Origin of the sequence: Corynebacterium nasorum (assembly GCF_032821635.1) — a bacterium.
Taxonomy (GTDB): domain Bacteria; phylum Actinomycetota; class Actinomycetes; order Mycobacteriales; family Mycobacteriaceae; genus Corynebacterium; species Corynebacterium kefirresidentii.
Genome location: NZ_JAVBIE010000019.1, coordinates 1 through 16383 on the forward strand (window position 1 = coordinate 1; position 16383 = coordinate 16383).

Annotated in this window: 31 protein-coding genes and 1 pseudogene; 2 read left to right on the top strand and 30 right to left on the bottom strand. The window is 53.8% G+C overall.

Going from position 1 to position 16383, the window contains the following annotated elements:
- From RAE07_RS11580 to RAE07_RS11590, 3 genes and pseudogenes are all read right to left on the bottom strand, one after another.
- Nucleotides 1-335: pseudogene (locus RAE07_RS11580) on the bottom strand (hypothetical protein); the annotation flags it as partial.
- Between the two features lie 2 nt (nucleotides 336-337).
- The gene (locus RAE07_RS11585) at nucleotides 338-649 is read right to left on the bottom strand and encodes a WhiB family transcriptional regulator (protein ID WP_317001879.1); all 312 of its coding nucleotides are present in this window, start codon (nucleotides 647-649) and stop codon (nucleotides 338-340) included.
- Nucleotides 649-822 (bottom strand): hypothetical protein, encoded by a 174-nt coding sequence (locus RAE07_RS11590; protein ID WP_317001880.1) that lies wholly within the window; start codon nucleotides 820-822, stop codon nucleotides 649-651. Before RAE07_RS11590 ends, RAE07_RS11585 begins: the two co-directional genes overlap by 1 nt.
- A 144-nt stretch (nucleotides 823-966) precedes the next feature.
- On the opposite strand from RAE07_RS11590, the gene RAE07_RS11595 reads away from it, so the two are divergent.
- Entirely contained in the window at nucleotides 967-1725 is a 759-nt protein-coding gene (locus tag RAE07_RS11595) for a hypothetical protein (RefSeq protein ID WP_317001881.1), read from the top strand.
- A gap of 37 nt (nucleotides 1726-1762) precedes the next feature.
- On the opposite strand, the gene RAE07_RS11600 is transcribed toward RAE07_RS11595, so the two are convergent.
- The 26 genes from RAE07_RS11600 to RAE07_RS11725 all read right to left on the bottom strand — a co-directional run bounded on the left by RAE07_RS11600 (nucleotide 1763) and on the right by RAE07_RS11725 (nucleotide 14196).
- Nucleotides 1763-2161 carry a hypothetical protein gene (locus RAE07_RS11600; RefSeq protein ID WP_317001882.1) on the bottom strand — a complete coding sequence of 133 codons (399 nt, stop codon included), beginning with the start codon at nucleotides 2159-2161 and terminating at the stop codon, nucleotides 1763-1765.
- Complete coding sequence (locus RAE07_RS11605; RefSeq protein ID WP_317001883.1) at nucleotides 2158-2328, bottom strand: hypothetical protein; 171 nt, start codon at nucleotides 2326-2328, stop codon at nucleotides 2158-2160. The genes RAE07_RS11600 and RAE07_RS11605 overlap by 4 nt, the downstream gene beginning before the upstream one ends.
- Complete coding sequence (locus tag RAE07_RS11610) at nucleotides 2325-2660, bottom strand: hypothetical protein (RefSeq protein WP_317001884.1); 336 nt, start codon at nucleotides 2658-2660, stop codon at nucleotides 2325-2327. The genes RAE07_RS11605 and RAE07_RS11610 overlap by 4 nt, the downstream gene beginning before the upstream one ends.
- Nucleotides 2657-2998, bottom strand: coding sequence for a hypothetical protein (locus tag RAE07_RS11615; RefSeq protein ID WP_317001885.1), 342 nt, complete (start codon nucleotides 2996-2998; stop codon nucleotides 2657-2659). Before RAE07_RS11615 ends, RAE07_RS11610 begins: the two co-directional genes overlap by 4 nt.
- Nucleotides 2991-3215 (bottom strand): DUF7446 family protein, encoded by a 225-nt coding sequence (locus RAE07_RS11620; RefSeq protein WP_317001886.1) that lies wholly within the window; start codon nucleotides 3213-3215, stop codon nucleotides 2991-2993. Before RAE07_RS11620 ends, RAE07_RS11615 begins: the two co-directional genes overlap by 8 nt.
- Complete coding sequence (locus tag RAE07_RS11625) at nucleotides 3208-3588, bottom strand: XkdD/Y8K6 family phage-associated protein (protein ID WP_317001887.1); 381 nt, start codon at nucleotides 3586-3588, stop codon at nucleotides 3208-3210. The genes RAE07_RS11620 and RAE07_RS11625 overlap by 8 nt, the downstream gene beginning before the upstream one ends.
- An 82-nt stretch (nucleotides 3589-3670) precedes the next feature.
- The gene (locus RAE07_RS11630; protein ID WP_317001888.1) at nucleotides 3671-4045 is read right to left on the bottom strand and encodes a hypothetical protein; all 375 of its coding nucleotides are present in this window, start codon (nucleotides 4043-4045) and stop codon (nucleotides 3671-3673) included.
- Nucleotides 4038-4415, bottom strand: a complete 378-nt coding sequence (locus tag RAE07_RS11635; RefSeq protein ID WP_317001889.1) for a hypothetical protein — start codon at nucleotides 4413-4415, stop codon at nucleotides 4038-4040. The genes RAE07_RS11630 and RAE07_RS11635 overlap by 8 nt, the downstream gene beginning before the upstream one ends.
- 59 nt (nucleotides 4416-4474) lie before the next feature.
- Nucleotides 4475-4825, bottom strand: coding sequence for a hypothetical protein (locus tag RAE07_RS11640; protein WP_317001890.1), 351 nt, complete (start codon nucleotides 4823-4825; stop codon nucleotides 4475-4477).
- Nucleotides 4826-4911: 86 nt separating this feature from the next.
- Nucleotides 4912-5196, bottom strand: a complete 285-nt coding sequence (locus RAE07_RS11645; protein ID WP_317001891.1) for a hypothetical protein — start codon at nucleotides 5194-5196, stop codon at nucleotides 4912-4914.
- 10 nt (nucleotides 5197-5206) lie between these two features.
- Nucleotides 5207-5440: a hypothetical protein gene (locus tag RAE07_RS11650; protein WP_317001892.1), complete on the bottom strand. Its 234-nt coding sequence runs from the start codon at nucleotides 5438-5440 to the stop codon at nucleotides 5207-5209.
- A gap of 6 nt (nucleotides 5441-5446) precedes the next feature.
- A complete protein-coding gene (locus tag RAE07_RS11655) occupies nucleotides 5447-5968 on the bottom strand; it encodes a single-stranded DNA-binding protein (protein WP_317001893.1) in 522 nt (173 codons plus the stop codon).
- Nucleotides 5968-6204, bottom strand: a complete 237-nt coding sequence (locus RAE07_RS11660; RefSeq protein WP_317001894.1) for a hypothetical protein — start codon at nucleotides 6202-6204, stop codon at nucleotides 5968-5970. The genes RAE07_RS11655 and RAE07_RS11660 overlap by 1 nt, the downstream gene beginning before the upstream one ends.
- Nucleotides 6204-6563, bottom strand: a complete 360-nt coding sequence (locus RAE07_RS11665) for a hypothetical protein (RefSeq protein WP_317001895.1) — start codon at nucleotides 6561-6563, stop codon at nucleotides 6204-6206. Before RAE07_RS11665 ends, RAE07_RS11660 begins: the two co-directional genes overlap by 1 nt.
- The gene (gene thyX / locus RAE07_RS11670) at nucleotides 6563-7249 is read right to left on the bottom strand and encodes an FAD-dependent thymidylate synthase (protein WP_317001896.1); all 687 of its coding nucleotides are present in this window, start codon (nucleotides 7247-7249) and stop codon (nucleotides 6563-6565) included. The genes RAE07_RS11665 and thyX overlap by 1 nt, the downstream gene beginning before the upstream one ends.
- Complete coding sequence (locus tag RAE07_RS11675; RefSeq protein WP_317001897.1) at nucleotides 7246-7512, bottom strand: hypothetical protein; 267 nt, start codon at nucleotides 7510-7512, stop codon at nucleotides 7246-7248. Before RAE07_RS11675 ends, thyX begins: the two co-directional genes overlap by 4 nt.
- On the bottom strand, nucleotides 7509-7826 hold the full coding sequence (locus tag RAE07_RS11680) for a hypothetical protein (protein ID WP_317001898.1): 318 nt from the start codon (nucleotides 7824-7826) through the stop codon (nucleotides 7509-7511). The genes RAE07_RS11675 and RAE07_RS11680 overlap by 4 nt, the downstream gene beginning before the upstream one ends.
- A 321-nt stretch (nucleotides 7827-8147) precedes the next feature.
- Complete coding sequence (locus RAE07_RS11685; RefSeq protein WP_317001899.1) at nucleotides 8148-8654, bottom strand: hypothetical protein; 507 nt, start codon at nucleotides 8652-8654, stop codon at nucleotides 8148-8150.
- Entirely contained in the window at nucleotides 8654-9181 is a 528-nt protein-coding gene (locus tag RAE07_RS11690) for a hypothetical protein (RefSeq protein WP_317001900.1), read from the bottom strand. Before RAE07_RS11690 ends, RAE07_RS11685 begins: the two co-directional genes overlap by 1 nt.
- Nucleotides 9182-9187: 6 nt before the next feature.
- Nucleotides 9188-9937, bottom strand: a complete 750-nt coding sequence (locus tag RAE07_RS11695; RefSeq protein WP_317001901.1) for an LvrA C-terminal domain-related protein — start codon at nucleotides 9935-9937, stop codon at nucleotides 9188-9190.
- A 290-nt stretch (nucleotides 9938-10227) separates the two neighbouring features.
- Nucleotides 10228-10551 carry a hypothetical protein gene (locus tag RAE07_RS11700; protein WP_317001902.1) on the bottom strand — a complete coding sequence of 108 codons (324 nt, stop codon included), beginning with the start codon at nucleotides 10549-10551 and terminating at the stop codon, nucleotides 10228-10230.
- Between the two features lie 9 nt (nucleotides 10552-10560).
- Nucleotides 10561-11397: a hypothetical protein gene (locus tag RAE07_RS11705; RefSeq protein WP_317001903.1), complete on the bottom strand. Its 837-nt coding sequence runs from the start codon at nucleotides 11395-11397 to the stop codon at nucleotides 10561-10563.
- Between the two features lie 97 nt (nucleotides 11398-11494).
- Nucleotides 11495-12313, bottom strand: coding sequence for a recombination protein RecT (recT, locus tag RAE07_RS11710; RefSeq protein ID WP_317001904.1), 819 nt, complete (start codon nucleotides 12311-12313; stop codon nucleotides 11495-11497).
- A 2-nt stretch (nucleotides 12314-12315) separates the two neighbouring features.
- A complete protein-coding gene (locus RAE07_RS11715) occupies nucleotides 12316-12885 on the bottom strand; it encodes an NUMOD4 motif-containing HNH endonuclease (RefSeq protein ID WP_317001905.1) in 570 nt (189 codons plus the stop codon).
- A complete protein-coding gene (locus RAE07_RS11720; protein ID WP_317001906.1) occupies nucleotides 12885-13883 on the bottom strand; it encodes a YqaJ viral recombinase family nuclease in 999 nt (332 codons plus the stop codon). The genes RAE07_RS11715 and RAE07_RS11720 overlap by 1 nt, the downstream gene beginning before the upstream one ends.
- Before the next feature lie 88 nt (nucleotides 13884-13971).
- Entirely contained in the window at nucleotides 13972-14196 is a 225-nt protein-coding gene (locus RAE07_RS11725) for a DNA-binding protein (protein ID WP_317001907.1), read from the bottom strand.
- Nucleotides 14197-14378: 182 nt separating this feature from the next.
- On the opposite strand from RAE07_RS11725, the gene RAE07_RS11730 reads away from it, so the two are divergent.
- Nucleotides 14379-14777 (top strand): helix-turn-helix domain-containing protein, encoded by a 399-nt coding sequence (locus RAE07_RS11730; RefSeq protein ID WP_248099453.1) that lies wholly within the window; start codon nucleotides 14379-14381, stop codon nucleotides 14775-14777.
- Nucleotides 14778-14981: 204 nt separating this feature from the next.
- On the opposite strand, the gene RAE07_RS11735 is transcribed toward RAE07_RS11730, so the two are convergent.
- A complete protein-coding gene (locus RAE07_RS11735) occupies nucleotides 14982-16169 on the bottom strand; it encodes a tyrosine-type recombinase/integrase (RefSeq protein WP_317001908.1) in 1188 nt (395 codons plus the stop codon).
- Nucleotides 16170-16383 lie beyond the last annotated feature (214 nt).

Genomic DNA, 16383 nt, shown 5'->3' on the forward strand with positions numbered 1-16383 from the left:
CGACGGCACTCCTGGTGCAATCTTTCAGCTCCTGACGTCTTTGAAGCCGAGAATTCAGCTACACTGACTAGAGCAGCATAGCTAACCCCCGACGTGTCCACTTTCCGGGGGTCAGGCCCTAGGTCTTGGTGGTCGGTTTGTAGCCACTCGTTGCCGTTGAGGTACCACCAGGCTTGTAGTTCATTGGTGTGGTGTGTGCGTACTACGAGTTGTGGGATTCCGCTGCACACTGATGCGATGAATGGTGTACCTGCTGGGGTGTTTAGGGGGTGTTCTTCGACTTGTACGTCCACTACCTCATCGGTTGGGTCTTCTTGGGCGTAGTAGGTTTTCATGCTTACACGCCCTCTAGTACGACTTCATAGAGTGCGTCTGTTACTGCTTCGCGTTCGTGTCGCATGGCTAGGCTTGTTTCGTCTGGTATCCATACGCCGCCGCGTACTAGTCCATTGTCTCCGTGTTGCAGTGCGTCGTAGGCGCATTGTGGTTTGACGGGGCATCCGGCGCAGAGTTCACGTGCGATGGCGGGCTTGTTGACCTGGCCTTTGAGGTCGTAGTTTTTGATGGGTTGGCCTTTGCATTGGGCGTTTTGCCACCAGTGGTTCATGTTCAGCATGGTGGCAGTGTGGTCGATGGTTGCCGTTGTCATTAGGCCACCTGCTTGCCGTTGTTGATGTCTACGATGTTTTGGGTGGTGTAGTAGCCACAGCGGCCTTTGATGCGCCATTCGTTGGGTGAAATGACGGTAGCGGTTTCCCCGGTGGTGAGGGTGGTGGTTTCGCCGGTTAGGTGGTCGTCGAAGTAGTACCAGTCTTTTTGCATGATTGTTTCCTTTTGGTTGGGATTGAGCCGTGGCAGCGGCTCCGTTTCCTTACACAACAAATGTTATCCCAGATTGTTTGCTAGCACAATTTTAACGAATCGCATCTTTAACCCCTCACCCCCACCTTGTGCTTGGATGAAACTATGGATGCCTACGGAAACTATTTCAGCAACTGGTACGACAAGTTCCTTAAAGAACAGACTGAGCTAATGAAAAGGCTCTCCAAATTCCTGTCCATCGACTCCACAAAAGTTGGCGGCTTGTCCCCCGATCAAGTCAAACATCTAACCGTAAACATCGAAAAGATTGGCAAAATCTCAGAACAGAACCAAGTCGCCATCGATTGGTCGAAAAGCTACACACAGATAAAACTTCCGCCATCATCCCCCGACAAAATCGCCAAACAAGCACGAGATTCAGTGAACAGCGATGCCCTAGCCGCGCTCAATCTGAACATTCAGAAACTAAACAGAGAACTAATGGGCATAAGTAGTGCCCACCCAGCCATTAAAAGAATTATGAAACGTGCTGCGGAACTATCCACTATGCAGCGCCAGGCAGATGCAGAAGCCGCGCCAGAAGACGATGAAGCCCCTAACGCGGTTGAAGAATTTGTAGAGAATAACCCAGAAGAAGCGGACGATATAGCCGCCGGAACTCAAGAAGCCGTGCGTGAGTCCATTAAAGCTCCTAAAGATAAATGGGATTCACTTCCGTCTGAATCAAAGATTGAAATCATCATGGATGCTTACAGGACTGCATCTAGTAGCTTTTTTACGGCTATTAACTCTCCGATTGGGATTGTTTCAGTTGCGGAGATAGCTAATAACATTGTGCTCTTCCTAGTTACTTTTGTAGTTCTAGTTCATCAAGCAAAAAATGATGTGGAAGAAAGCGATTAAGAAACGTCTGGGGATTAGTGCCGTCGCCTAGCCAGCGTCATGCTTCCTCCCAGTCTCCTATCCAGCGGCGGGCCATGGTGGTTCCTTCCGCCATTTCTGGGCCTTTTTCTATGGTCTCTTCGATGGTGTAGAACCCACGGTTAACTCCGGGTCGGTATTCCGCGTACTGCCAATCTGCTTCTAGTGGCTGTCCGTTTGGCTTCCATGCGCGTGGTAGCTCGGGGCGAGAACTAACTTTATTAAGTTCATAGCCCCACTTTCCTGCGTCTGGATGAGGGTGGTCAATCACTGCTAAGGTTCGTCCGTCATCGGATTCCTTGTATCCGGCGATAATTCCCTCTCCGGTAGGTGGCTCTCCTTCTCGGTCAAAGATGTAGCACCACATTCCTCGGCTCTGTGCGCGTTCTTGTACGGTCATGTCTGCGAGGGTGGTCATAGCTGGATGGCTCCTGTCCATAGAATGGCTGCTAATGCGGTATAGGTGAGCGTGGGGGCGAGGTCAGGCTTCTGCCGCCACTTTGCCCGCCTGGCGATTTGAATGAGGCCGAGGGTGGTGGCGCTAAATGTGGCTGCGCACGCCCCGACGATAATGATTACGTTCATGCTTCCTCCGGGCGGTATGCTTCCGTGAGTAGGAATCGTGCCAGTGGTTCCCATTCGTGTCGTGCGAGGGAAAAGGTATCGTCGCCTGCTTTGAGATAGATGGAGTTTCGGTAGCTGACCGTGGCGGTGAGGTCGCAGACGGCTCCGCTGGGGTCTTTGATGGTGGTTTTGGGCGGGGTGGTGCGGGCCATGTGGTTGGCGTAGTCGAGGGCCATGTGCCATTGGGGGAAGCGCCGACCTTGGGGTTTCTCCCACCATTCCGCGTGGATGGGTATGGCGAACCACTGCCGCGCCCTATCCTCGCGGTCTTTGTAGACGTACCAGAGGCTCATGCTTCCTCCGCGTATTGTGCTGCTGCGAGTAGTGCGTAGGCGACACCACGGGCTTCTTCGGGGGTGAGGTCGCCGGGTTCGAGACGCTGCACCATGATTGGGCTGCCTGGTGCTGTCCACACGCTAGGCCCGTGTGGCCCTCCAGGTATCCATCCTTTGCCGTCTGGTACGAAAATGCTTGGGTCGTTCGGCTCTGGTAGGTCTGGGATGATTAGGCCTGCGTTGTTGAGGTCTCCTGCGAGGTTTTGTGCAGCCCAGTCTGGGTTATAATCCATTGCATACTTATGCCGCTGTTGCCATGTGCGGATTACCTTTGCGGCCTGGTCTTGGTTATTCATCGTGAGCTTCTTTCTTGATGGTGATAGTGACTTTGGTTCCGTCTCCGTATTGGCCGGAAACTTCCCCGCCGTGGTGACGGGTGATGTATTCGATTACTGCGGCGAGTACCTGGTCTGTGCAGTCCTCTTTGCTAGTAAATGCTGCGCCGGTTTTGTTGAGTTCCCCTACGTGGATTGCGTCCGAGAAAAGGGCACTCTGGATTCCATACCTATTCATCGTGGTCTCCTAGGATGCGGCTAATTTCGTCTTCCGCGTAGTTGTCTTCAAGCTGTATGCCGTCCAGTGGGTCTGTTGAGAGTTCCACTTTGCTGTAGCATTCGCTTTTCTTTTTGAGCTGGTCGCGGAGTTCCTGCAATTCTTCCCGTAGTCGGATTACTTCTTCGGCAAGCTCCGGTGCGAGGGCGGCGAGGGCGGTATCGTGCTTCTTGTCTCCGGCTTCGAACTTGAAACGCACCTGGTCACCCCATCCCATGCGGTGGCCTTCGGCGTTGCCGACGATGATGTCGTAACCGTCGTCTTCTACAGTCCACGGCCCGGGTGTGGCCTGTTCGAGTAGGTGTTTCAGGTGGGTGGTGGTGAGGTCAGTCATTGGTGGGGTCTCCTAGTGTTGTAGGCTTGGTTGTACGCACACCGTCCCCGCTCACAATGAGAATTGTGATGGGGCGGTTTTCTCATTCCTGTACCTCCGTGAGTGTGTAGCGCTTGCCAGTCGGGGTGAGGTATTCAGGTGTTCCATAAACAAGATTCCGCTCGCCATCTTTATAGAAATTGACGAAAATATTTCCTGTGTCCACATTTTGGAAAAGCATGATGACCTTGCCGAATGTAGGGTGTTCTGCTTCTGCGAGGTAGTGCTTGTTGTCGTCCCATTCGATTTCGTTCATGGTGGGTTGTGGTTTGGGTGGGAGGGCAGCGATAATTTCGCTCTTCCATGCCAAGTACTTCTCCGTGTCGCCGCAGAAGTCGGCGGCGCTCAGCGCTACGTTCTTTAGTTCCTCTAGCGCTTCGTGCGCGTTGAGTATTTGTGCTCGTGTTGGGTTAGGCATTGTGTGCTTCCTTTGCTTGGTCTGCTAGTTTGCGGGTTTCTGCTTCGACTTCTGCCCATGTCCAGGTGTGGACGTGCTCGCCATGAAAGAAAGCTATTTTTGGGTTAGCGTGCTGGGCTTCGGGGTGGTGTCCGTCTCCGAGGTGGTTGGTGTCGAATCCGATTACGCGGCCTTCGTGGAAGCTGATTCCACCGTGTACGTCCACGTCGAAGAAGTCCTGTAGGTCTCCCTTATCTAGCCACGGATGGTTTTCGGGCAGCTCAACATAACCGTTGATGGTGAACGGCCCCAGCTGTGTCATGCAGTTGATGCCCTGGTGGGTGAAGTAGCGGGCGGTGTTGTTGGCGATGCAGTCAAAAAGGTTGGTCATTGGTTCTCCTTGCGGGTGGTGTTGCCAGCGGTGGTGTCCGCTGGCTTAGGGGAGGCGCTTTACTGGTTTTCTCGTTGGGCGCGGAGCTTGAGGATCAAGTTGCTGGGTGGGTAAATGCTGTCGAACTCGTCGCTGACTCCGTCCCAGTAGTCCAGTTCGCCCAGTTCTGGCTGGTCACTCATGGCAGCGTTGAAAGCGTCCGGGTCTGCGGGGGTGTAGTAGCCCTCGTCCCATGCTGTGATGAAGTCGGGGCGGTCATCGTCCATTGGGGCGCTCATAAGTAGTCCGTGGGTGGTGTCGGGGCCGTCTTCGTGCCAGAGGGTGGCGATAACTTCGCAGTTGTGGTAGTTGTCTTCGCTGCGTGCTGCTTGGTCGAGGTGGAGGGCGCTGCTACAGGTGTAGGCGTTCATGTTGTTTCCTTTTGGTTGGGTGGTGCGGGGTGGCAGCCCCGCCTTACACAACAAATGTTACCCTACGTAGTTATGTAACGCAACTTTTAGCTAACAGTCTTAATCGCCGCAACCATCTTGTCCGCAATCAGCTGATTACTGGTGGCTTTGTTAATAGTCAGCTCCAGCGACGTACCAGACGAAATAGTTAGCTGCACAACATCGGTACGCGTTTCATCCACTTCTAGGACATTGAAGCGGGTCTGGTCGTCGAATGATCCGTTTGCCGCTGCGTAACCAGAATCATTGTTGGTGAACTTGGTTTTCACGGTGGTGGATAGTCCACTCGCAATGTAATTAACGATGGATTCCACGTTGGATAGTGATGCCATGTTGGCCCTCCTAGTTGTTGGTGCCTACGTATTTTGCGTACAGGTGCCCGTTGCGCACCTTGGCTGTGAAGCCTGGGCCGAAGAAGTCATCGTTTTTGATGCGGCTTCGGTAGGTTCCTTTTACCCCAGTGGTTAGGCCGGTTTGGCCTGGGAATGGTAGCCATCCGTCGTTGGGGTCTGGGTCATACGCGTCTACTAGGGATTGCTTGTAGTCCGCGTACTTGTAGTTTCGCTTCTCCATCATCGCTCCCTAAAAAGGCACTTCATCGTTACTGCCCTGGCCGCTGAATCCGCCTTGGGATTGCCATGGGTCATTTGCCTGTTGTGCGCCTAGGCCTTGCTGTGCGTTCTGTTGCGCCTGCTGCTGGTTGGGGGCCTGCTGCTGGTTGGTCTGCTGTCCGCCTTGCTGTGGGTTGCGGTTGACCTGTGCGGTGGCGTAGCGCAGGGATGGGCCTACTTCCTCCACGTCGATCTCGAAGACACTTCGGTTCTCGCCCTCGCGGGTTTGGAAACTGCGCTGCTTTAGCTTGCCGGTCACGATGACACGCATGCCCTTAGCTAGGGATTCTGCTGTGTTCTCCCCTAGTTGTTTCCAGGCGTTGCAGGTGAGGAACATTGCTTCGCCGTCTTCCCACTGTTGCGTCTGCGAGTTATAGCGACGTGGGGTGGATGCGACGCGGAAGTTGCACACAGCGGCACCTGCTGGCGTGAATCGTAGTTCGGGTTCTGCAACGATGTTGCCAACAATGGTGATTGGGGTTTCGCCTGCCATTACTGGTTCTCCTTTGGTTGGTTGATGTGGGTTTCGCCGGTTTCGGTTTTTTCGATTAGGCCTGCTGTTTCTAGGTGACTGTAGGTTTCCATGGTGGTCATGCGACTGACTTGTAGGAATGTGGTGTCATCTAGGGAATTGAGGTTGTTTTGCTTGCAGTGGTTGTGTGCGAGTAGCCACGCGCCCCAGTCTTCGGCGGTGAGATGGGTGTAGTCATCGTGTTGAGTGTTGAGCATTAGTCCTCCTGGGGTTGGGTGGGTGTGTAGTGGCGACCGGTTGGGGTGAGTTCTTTCTTGGGGAGTCTTATTACTACGTCCCCCGCGTTTGGTGGCTGGATGCACTTAATGACGTTCTCATCTTGGGAGAGCATTACTACCTTGATGCCGTTTTCTGTTTCTGCTTCCGCTAGGTAGTGTTGCTCGCTATCCCATTCAATGTCGGCCATCGTGGGAGCAGGTTTGGGTGGTAGGGCTGCGAGGATAAGGTTCTTCCAGTAAATAGAATTCCACTCTTTTTCCCCGCGGTATGCTGCGTTCTCTAGCTTCTTTAGAGCGTCGTGTGCTTCGATAGTCTGCTTACGGGTTGGTTGGCTCATTAGTTGTTCTCCTTGGGGAAGATGATGGGCGAGACGGTGTGCAGGGCTTGCTTGGCTAGTCGCATGACTTCTTGGATTTCTGCGTCCGCGTCTGGTTGTGTGCGGCGTTGGATTACCTCGTTCCAAGCGCGGAGGTTGCCCGATACGACCATGCGGGTCTCGATGCAGTTTGGGAGTACTGCGCGGGCGGCTTCGTTGCGCTGCTTCTTCGGGAGTTCATCGAGATCTCGTTGCATGACGGTGTAGTCGGCGATTGCTACTTCGGCGGTAACGCGGTAGTAATCTTGTAGTTCTGGTTTGGTGTTTACTAATGCTGGCGGCATGACGATGCTGGCATCACCTGCGTTGATGTAGCGCTGCGATTCGACGCTGAAACTTAGGTGCCGGTGGCGGGTTAGCTCGGCGAGGAAAGCTCGGCTAACGCCGGTGAAGTACAACGTTGCGGTGGCATGCTCGGCAATCGACCAGTGACCTTGGTCTCCTAGCGTGCGGCGCAGGTAGTCCGCATCATCATAGGTTGCTTCATTCGGGCGGTGAAATGAGCGGTAGCAATTACGCCCGGCCATCGTGAGCAACGTTTCCGCATCCGTTGATGCGTCCTGGATACTCATGTACTCACTGATTGCTTTCTCATCAATGCGGGTGTGAGCAAGTAGCTGTACTCGTGGGGTGACGATGTTGGTCATGCTGCATCTTCCTTAAAGTCGGTGATGGTGTCATCAATGGTGGTGTGGAGTTCTTGTAGGTCTCCACTGTTGATGGACGTAATCAGGGTGTAGTTGTGGTACAGGTCGCAAAAGATGCTGGGGTTGTCATCGCTGTTGGATGCTTCGATGTGGAAGTCGCCAATATCGAATGCGGTGAGGTTTGTGCCCCTGGTGCTGCGGATGATGCGGGCATCGTCGCGGTAGTGTTGCGCGAATTTGGTTAGTGTTTCGTGACTGTTCATTGTTTCTCCGTGGCTTCGATGATGTTGGGGAATTCGTTGGCGATTCCGATTCGGTATCCGCCTGTGGTGATGGTGTAGGTGTGGCCGGGTTGGATGGTGGCGTAGAGGTCTGCGCTGTCCCAGCGTCCTAGGGTGATTGCGTCTGCGACTTTGAGGGTTCCGCATTGTTGGGTGTAGATGCGGTATTGGTTTGCGTCCCCGTTACGTGTGGCTTCTTTGCCGGTGATGGTGCAGTCGCGTGTTTGTTGGTTCATGGTGGAGCACCCGGCGAGTGGGAGCGCTAGGGCGATGGTGAGTGCGGCAATTCGTTTCACTGTGCATCCTTGCTAGGGCGTTTTCTTTGCGTTGGTTTTCGCGGGCGATGGAGTTTATGAGTCCTGCGATGCCGATTCCTACGATGGATAGGACGTATCCGATTCCCATGTGTGTTTCCTTTGGTTGGGTTTTGGGGAGTGGCAGCTCCCTTTCTTGCTTGCATAACAAATGTTACGGCATGTTGTCCCTCAACGCAACTTTTGTTGTTCGATTCGAACTTGTGGCTGTGGGTAACAATTCCACCAAACGCGCTGCAAGCCATTCTAAGCGGTTGAAGTATCCTCCCCGACCAGTTATGCCACACAACACCTGTTTGTCACTTAGCGGGCTTGCTGGCCGGTGTTTTGCCCCGTTTCTTGCAAGTAGCCTGTGATGAGTTGTTGTATTTCGGGGATTTGGAGTGCGCTGTTGTAGGTTTCTTTGGCTTGGAGGGCGTGGAGTTCTGCGATGATTTCACGGCGGATGGGGCGGGAGTAGACGAGGTCTAGGGCGGCGGCTAGTGCTTTGCCCATGTTGGCGTGGCGTAGGTGGGTGCCCATGGTTTGGTAGCCGCGTAGGTAGATTTCTTGGGTGCCGGAGTCGAGTAGTACCCATCCGTGTTTGTGGAGTTCTTGTGCGGCTGTTTCGATGTCTTCCGGTGTGAGGTTGGTGTTGAGGGCTGCGAGTTTGTGGGGGTTGTAGTCTAGGCATCCTGACCAGTCGAGTTCGGGGAGTGTGCCGATGGTGAGGAATAGCCATTGGGCTGTGTGGGTGAGGTCTCTAAATCCTGCTTCGTTCCAGATTTGTGGGGTGATGTTGGTGCTGTTGCGGGTTTTGCGTACGCGCATTAGTTGAGTGCTTTCTGTCGGTTGTGGGCTTTTTGGATGATTTCGGCGGGGGCTAGGTTGGTTGGTTCTGGTTGGTTTTGGGCGTTGTGCCACCCGGCGCGGGCGATTTCTTTTGTGTCTTGGTCGGTGGGGTCTTGGGTGGTGTCGATGCCTGTCCACCATGGGGGTGGGATTACTTTGTCTAGGCGGAATTGGGTTCCGTAGTTGCGTTTGGCGCGGTTGACGCGGTGTTTCCACCTGTGGGCTTCGAGGATGTATTTCTTTGTGGGGTCGTGTTCCCACTGCTTGATGACCTGCTTGGCGGCGTTGATGATGTCCCAGGGGCCTGCCATGTGGTCTGTTTGGGTGGTTGCTGCCCAGTAGCGGATTGCTTCGGGCCAGATGTCTTCGGGAAGGTTGATGGTTTCGAGTACGTCTGCCCAGACGTTGAGGACGATGGGGTCATCTTTGGGGAATTTGGCGGGTGCGGCTGCTGCGCCGTAGGCGATGATGTTGGCGGCTAGTCGTGTGTGTTGTGGGGTTGGCATGTTTTCCTAAAAGGGGCAGTTGAGTTCTTTTAAGTGTTGGGTGTGTTGGGTTTGTTTGGCTTCTGCTTCTTGGGCTAGGCGTTCTCCTAGTTCTAGGTAGCGTTGGGATTTTGTTTTGGTGTGGGTGGTTGGTTTGGGTGGGAGTGGGTCGTCTTCCCAGCAGCCTTGGTTGAGCCATGTGGTGGGGTGTTTGGTGTATGCGGGGTTGCGGTTGGGGTCGTCGCGGTATCGGCGCATGGCGTTGATGATGGTTTGGGGGTTGGTTGTTTTGGTTGCTTTGTCCCATGCTTTGCGTGCGGCTTTTTTGGAGACTTTGCGGGGGACGGTGTTCCAGAATTCGTTGAAGTCGTGGTCGGTTGGTTCATCAACCTTTTGGTTGATGTGATCGTTTTCTTCTTGTTGTTCTTCTTGGTGTTTTAGTTGTTGTTCTATACGGTCAAAATTCTTTACCGGGGCCTGGTAAAAATCTTTTACCGGTGCCTGGTCAAGTTTCTTTACCGGCTGTTGGCTCCCCTGGTAAACATTCTTTACCGGCGTTACGCGCTGCTGAACCTCTGGAATGTTGTACAAGTCCAATTCGTAATCGAATGAATCAAAGCGCCCCTGCTCCCCCGGAACCCTAATTCGAGTGAGGAACCCTAACTCTGCAAGGTCATCTAAAGCAGCCATAACGGTGGGCTTAGATAGGCCCGTTTGCTCGGAGATGATGCGGGTGCTGATTTCAAAGCCTGGGTCGTGGGTAAGCAGGTTGCTCATAACGTGTACGGCCCTGGACTTGATTCCTGGGGTGCGCGCTAGTGAGTTAGGCGCTTGGTAGAAATGGTCGGATAGTGCGCCTTTGAAGAATACGGCCATGGTGTGCTGTCCCCTCTGTTGCAGGACAACGGAATTCGCAGCTAGATTTGGGTCTAGTCATTGCGCATTCCCGTCGCTGTTGTGTGATGGTTAGACCCCTATGAGGTGTGTGGTCACCTTGTGGGGGTTGATTTTTGTGATGATGCGCTAGGTGCGGCGTTGTTCGTCACTTGCGTAACCGGCCCCTGTAATTACAAGTTTGTTGTTTGTGGGTTTACTCCTACCCATTCGCGTACGGCTGCTGCGTGCCGGGATGGTGTTGGGGATTCGATGAATCGGCCTGTGGGACGGATTAGTCCGTCTTTGCGTGCGATGCGGAAGAAACTGCCAATCGTGTTCGGGTGGTGCGGCTTCGCGTCCCCTAGTAGTTCCCTAAAGTCATGCGCGGTAAATGGCTCCCCCGTCGCTGCGAGTTGGGTTAGGGCTTTGTGTGCGGCTACGTCCCAGCCCCGGTGTATGGCGATTTCCGCGTAGTAGGCGGTGTCGCGGGGGTCGATGTCGATCATGAGTTGCATGGTGGTCTCCTAGGCGGCTTGTCCAAGGTTGGTTGGGATTTTCTTATGGTGGTAGTTGATGCGGAGGATGATTTTTCGGTCTACTTTTTGGGTTTTCCCGGCCATGATTTTCTTCATGGTGTTGTAATTGAGTTTGAGTATTTTGGCTGCTTTGGTTACCCCGTAGTGGTCTACGATTTCGTTCAGTAGTTGGCGTTTAGCTGGGGTGACTTTCCGTAAAGGGCGTGGCTTTGCTCTCTTGGGGCTACTTACCCATGGGCACTCATTCGGATCGTCGATGTCGTTCCAGTCGAATGGCTTGGGTAGTGCAAGTTGTCTAGTGGCCCGGTCTACGTTCCGTATCGGGTCGAGGGCGTGCTGGGTGTAGTAGGTGCGTATCTTTTCGTCCATTTGTGGGGTTGCCCAGTTGGTGCGGTCGTAGGAAAGGTGCTGTACTTTTTCGGGTTCTTCTCCTATTGCGCGGCCTATTTCGGCGAATGGGATTCCGATTGCGCGTAGGGCGTTGACGCGGCGGCGGAGCGGCCATGCGGGGCGGCGGTATGGGGATAAGGTGGGGATTTCTTTTAGCGCCTGGTAGGTGAAGTCTTTGAAGCGGTCGCGCCGGTGGTATTTAATATCGCGCAGCGTTCTGTCGTAGATGGCGTGGTCTTCTTCGATTGCGTTGAGTGTCCATCCCCCGGCTAGGATTCGCTCTAGTTCAGCGTGGACGGTCTTCCAAGGGATGTGTTGTTGGACGATTCCGGCTGCTTTAGCGTGGCGGAGACATAGGCCCTCGTATCTGCCGTGGGAGGGTTGTGCGCGGGTGCAGTTGGGGCGTACACAGATGGGGTTTTTGCGTTCTCTCATGTTGTTGGTTGGGTGTTGGTTGTGGGGCTGGCAGGCCCTGGTGGAGAAGATTGGGTGGGGTGTGGTTAGCGGATGCCCCTCCCCGCTTAGTGATTCCTTATGCCGCTTCAGGCTTTTCCGGCTTGTCTTCTACTACTTCGCCGTCTACGTGCTGTGGGTAGTCCAGGGCGGATTCGGATAGGTCAACACGGACTGTTTCGTCCGCTGCGATGCCCTTGTCCAGGTCGGTTGATGCGGGCATCCACTTAGAGAGCTGGCGTACACACGTCTTATGGGCCATTGCGTCGAAGTTGTCAGCCCACGGGCCGAACACTTTGCCCTCCCTGTTCTTCGCTTTGGCGTGTTCATCGCGGTAGGCCAGCATGTCGTTCTTGCTCATGACGATGAAGCTGTGTCCCCCGGTGGTGAACTTTGCCACCGCGTAGTAGGCGATGGGGTCACCCTTGGGGCCGTTCATGCATGGCTTGTGGACTAGCTTGTCTTCTAGGCCGTAGTCAACTTCTAGGTAGTCATTCTCATAGACGGTGCGAGCAATGAGGGATTGAATCTTGCCAGAACGGTGTGCTAGTTCAACTAGGCCACGGTAGCCAACTACCAGCTGTGCCACCATGCCGTTTTGCTTCCTGTCCCAGAATGGGAGCAGGTAGGCGTGTCCTAGTACGCCGGGACGCAGACCAAGCTGGGAGCAGGTCATGAGACCACCCAACACGGACTGGGGGGTACATTCCGCAAGCTTCGGAGTTTGGCGCAGGCAGGTAAGCGCATCGCGTACAAGCTGCTGCGCTTCCATTCCGCGTGGTGCTGCCATCTGGAATTGGGATTCCATGTTGCGGATCTGGTCTGCCAAGGTGGTTGGCTTGCCCTGCTTGTTAGGGGCGTTGTTTGCAGCCATACGTTGTTCCAAGTTCTGTCCCATGATTAAGCTCCGATCTCTTCGAGGATTTTCTTGTAATAAGAATCTGAAATTTCTTGCATTTGAGGTTTCAGATTGGGGTGGCGTTGAATATGTGCACGAGCGCGATTGCAGGAAAGGCATTGCCTAGCACCATTACGGATGCCCACCCGCGTTAGATTTTCTGGGAAAAGGTTATGCCCGTGATTACAGTGCGTCTTTGATGCCCAGTGATGAGTTCCATGCTTCACAAGGTCATAATTGTTCGCAGTGGGCGTATCCCATCTAAGGTTTGTCAGCTTGTTATTCAACTTGTTTCCATCGTTGTGACACCCCTCCATTCCTTTTGGTCGAGGGCCAACGAAATTTTCTAAGACAAGATGATGAGCCAGCTTGTCTGTTGTTTTTCCACTTTTTCTCAGGCTGTAGCGAACGTATCCACAATTGGAGGTTCGATGTCTTAGAATCTTCCCGCGCCACTTTTGAGGGCCAATTTTGGTCTGGACTACGCGATCTAGGCTTCGAACGTTTCCATAGCTAGAAACTTGGTAGATACCCTCATACCCGGCAATGTCTCGCCATTCTTCAATGGGCATTACTGCTCCTTTACTGGGATGATGCTGGTGTTCTGGTATTGGCTGTAGGTGTCTGGGTCGTTGGCCCTGAATTCGTCCGTATGGAACGTGGGCACTGGGTGGGTGTACTTGTCGACCAGGGCGGGATTGTCGGTTTCAAGTCGGTTGAGGTTGAGCCTGCCGCGCCGGGTTTTAGCCCAGATGCGCTCCCCTGTGGTGAGCATGTCGTGACCGTCCATGAGTTCCGCCATTTTGGCTTTTGCTTCCCGGATGTCTTGTTCTGCCTGCTTTTTACGCTTATCGGCTTCTACCCATGCTTGCCAGATGTCTTGTACGTCTTCGGCTTCCACTTCGCGGGGCTGTGGGTTGTGTGCCCATTCAGCGGTTAGCGTTTCCATGGTGCGGGCGTGGCCGTCAACATCTGGTGGGGTGTCATTTTCTACGCAGTGCCAGAATTTCTGTTCCATGTCGAACAGGATTTCTTGAATGTTTGGGTTGATGTCATACTCGTAGACTCGCAATTCGGAACCTGCGATGAGTGCGGCTACTACTGCCTTATCTGCGCCCATGACCATGCTGGAATGAGTGACTTGGATTTCGGCGTGGTCTGCTATCTGGCCGTCCCATTTGTGGCGTTGGGATAGGTGTACTGTCTTGGCTTCGAAGATTCGTCCGTCTTCTGTCCAGCCGTCGAGGTTGCAGCGCATCCAATCGTGTTTGGTGGATTTGTAGCCTGCTTCTGGTTTAATGATGCCTAGGTTTAGTTCTTCGGCGGTTGCGTCGAGGATGACAGGCTCTAGGCGGTTTCCCCATTCACGGAGGCGCTCCGTGATCTTGTCTACGGGTGGGTCGATGGGTGCGCGCCCGGTCTTAATTTCCCACAGGGAGTAGGGGGATTCGAATGTGGATAGTCCTGCGATGGCGGATGCGTCGCTGCTTCCTATGCCCTCGTTGCGTTGTACTAGCCATTCTGCGCGGTTGGTGGTTAAGGGTAGTTGCGCGTATGTGGTATTATTCATTTGCGTTTCCTATTGGTTGGGATTCGTGAACCTGCCCCGGCACATTTATGGGGATGGCAGTCCCCGTGCTTTGTGTGGCGGGTTCTTTTTACGCAGTGAGTAGTTTGCGTTCTTGCATTTCTGCGCGGTGTGCGAGGAAGTCCATGAAGTCATCTGCGTCTTCGATACTGATTCGCCAGACTGGTTTTACTGCGTTGGTGGAGATGTTGGTGGCGTTGAGGTTTCCGGCTTTGATGTGGTCGCGGATGAAGCTCTTGGATAGTTCGTACATTTGGGCCATCGTTGTGACGCTCACGTAGCGCTTTTCTGGCATTTTGTCTCCTATTGGTTGGGGTTGGTGTTGCTTGGTGGCAGTTTGTGCAACACCTTGAATGTTACAGTACGCAACACTGTAACGCAACTTTTGTCATTTCCTTGTTGTGTTTCGCCCTGAAAAGGTGGGAATACCAGCGGTGTTATTCGATACAACAGGCAATGTTGTGTAATTTATCGGGCATGGGAAACAATCTTGGACTGGCAGATATTGTGCGCATTGCAAGGAAGAATATGGGCTTTAACCAGGCGGACTTGGGTGAAGCTATGGGTCGCGATCGCACGTGGGTTACACAGTTGGAGCGCGGTAAGCGCTATAGTGGCAAGCCTTTTACTATCGAGCCGCATATGGTTTTGAAGCTGGCGGGGGTATTGCAGGTTGATCCGGTGGAGTTGCTGGTAGCTGCTGAAATTCCTCAATCTGAATGGCCCGACATGTCGCACATTAGTTCGAATAGTGCTAATGTTCGAACCATCGACATCACAACCCTGTCCCCCACGCAGGCTAAGCTAGTCGAGCAATTAGTCAAGGAACTAAAGAACGGGAACAACCAGAATGAAAGCGGCAAACACAAAGGATAAACCATACGATCTTCTAGTAATCCCCCAAGCAAAAATTACCCAACCAGCACCCCACCTAACCCCCACCCAAGCGCAGCAAGCCGCCCAAGCATGGCGCGACTACGGTAACACCCCTAACCCATCGTTCGAACAAACATGGACAATCGCCATAGCCCACATCGTGGACGGTGACCTAAAAGTCACCACCACAATGCGAATCCCCGCCTAGCCCGCCAACTTATCCAATGCGGCACGCATAGCATCCTCCGAAGAATGCAAATACCCACGGGTAGACAACAGCGTTGAGTGCCCCGCAAACTGCCGAATCAACTCCGCATCCACACCCGCATCCAACAGGTGCGAAATCACCGTATGCCGCGCCGTATGTAACACCATCCTGCGCACCCCGGCGCGCTCACACAGCTCATACCACGCCGCATCATCATCACGGTTAAGAATCGGCTTCCCGTCCGCATGAAACACCAAACCCGATTCTTGGCCCCGGTACAGCTCCATCATCGCAGCACGAAACGCATTCGACATAGGTAGCACACGTGACGATGTAGCCGTCTTAGGCCGCACAAACCACAATCCTTTATGGCAGGGGCGGCACTCATAGCCCGGTGGTACGTCTGGGCCACGTTTAGGGCACCTAGCGGCTGTGGTGTTGCTGTCACAGTCGCAGCCCTCCCCGTGTGCCCATGGGATGCGCTGAATCTGCCATGACAGGTCTACTAGGCCACGTTCTAGGTCTACCCTGTCCCACTCTAGGCCTAGGCATTCCCCTTGGCGTACAGCCATTGTGAGGGCTAGTGCCCACCGGGCGCGCATCATTGGACTATCACCTGCCATGGTGGTCAAAATGGCTTTTGCTTCGGCCTGTGAGTAGGCTTCTCGGGCCTTACTGTTGGCTTTGGGTCTGTCCATGCGGTCACAGGGGTTAATCGTTATCTTGCCCTCATGTACCGCGTCTTTTAGGCACTTGGACAGTGTGGCGTGGACGGCTTGGATAGTGCGGTCACTGGCACCTGTTTGCCGCATTTTGTCGTGCAGGTGGCGTACGTGTTCTGGGGTGATTGTGTCTATGCGGTTCTTTCCGATGTGGGGGATGTGCTTTCGTCCGTAGGAGCGGTAGTTGCCTAGGACGCGGGGGCGTACGCGGTGGTAGGCGATGTTGTCGCACCAGTATTCCCACCATTCGTTGAGTGTGGGTGTGGTTCCTGCTTGGTAGGTGCCGTCTTCTAATTCTTTGAGTTTGGCTTTGACCTTGGCCGCTAGGCGCTGTTTGGTCTTTGCGGTGACGCGGACGCGCCAGCGGTTGCCGTTGGGGCGGTGTCCTAGGTCGATGATGCGGTAGTAGACCTCTTTTTTCTTGTCGAAGTTGAGGTCTCCGATGTTTCTGACTTGGGGCATGAGTGTGTTTCCCTTTCACTCTGTCCGCTGGTTCTAGTAGAACCAAAAGTCGATCCATGACCATGTTTGATGGTGGTCCACTGTGGTGATGGGTAACATTTTATGGTTTTTGGCGACCAGCGGAAATGGCGGCTTTTGTTGCATAATACAACATTTCTATGCAGCCTTCCAAGCTGAAGACGCGGGTTCGATTCCCGTCATTCCCTCCAGTTGT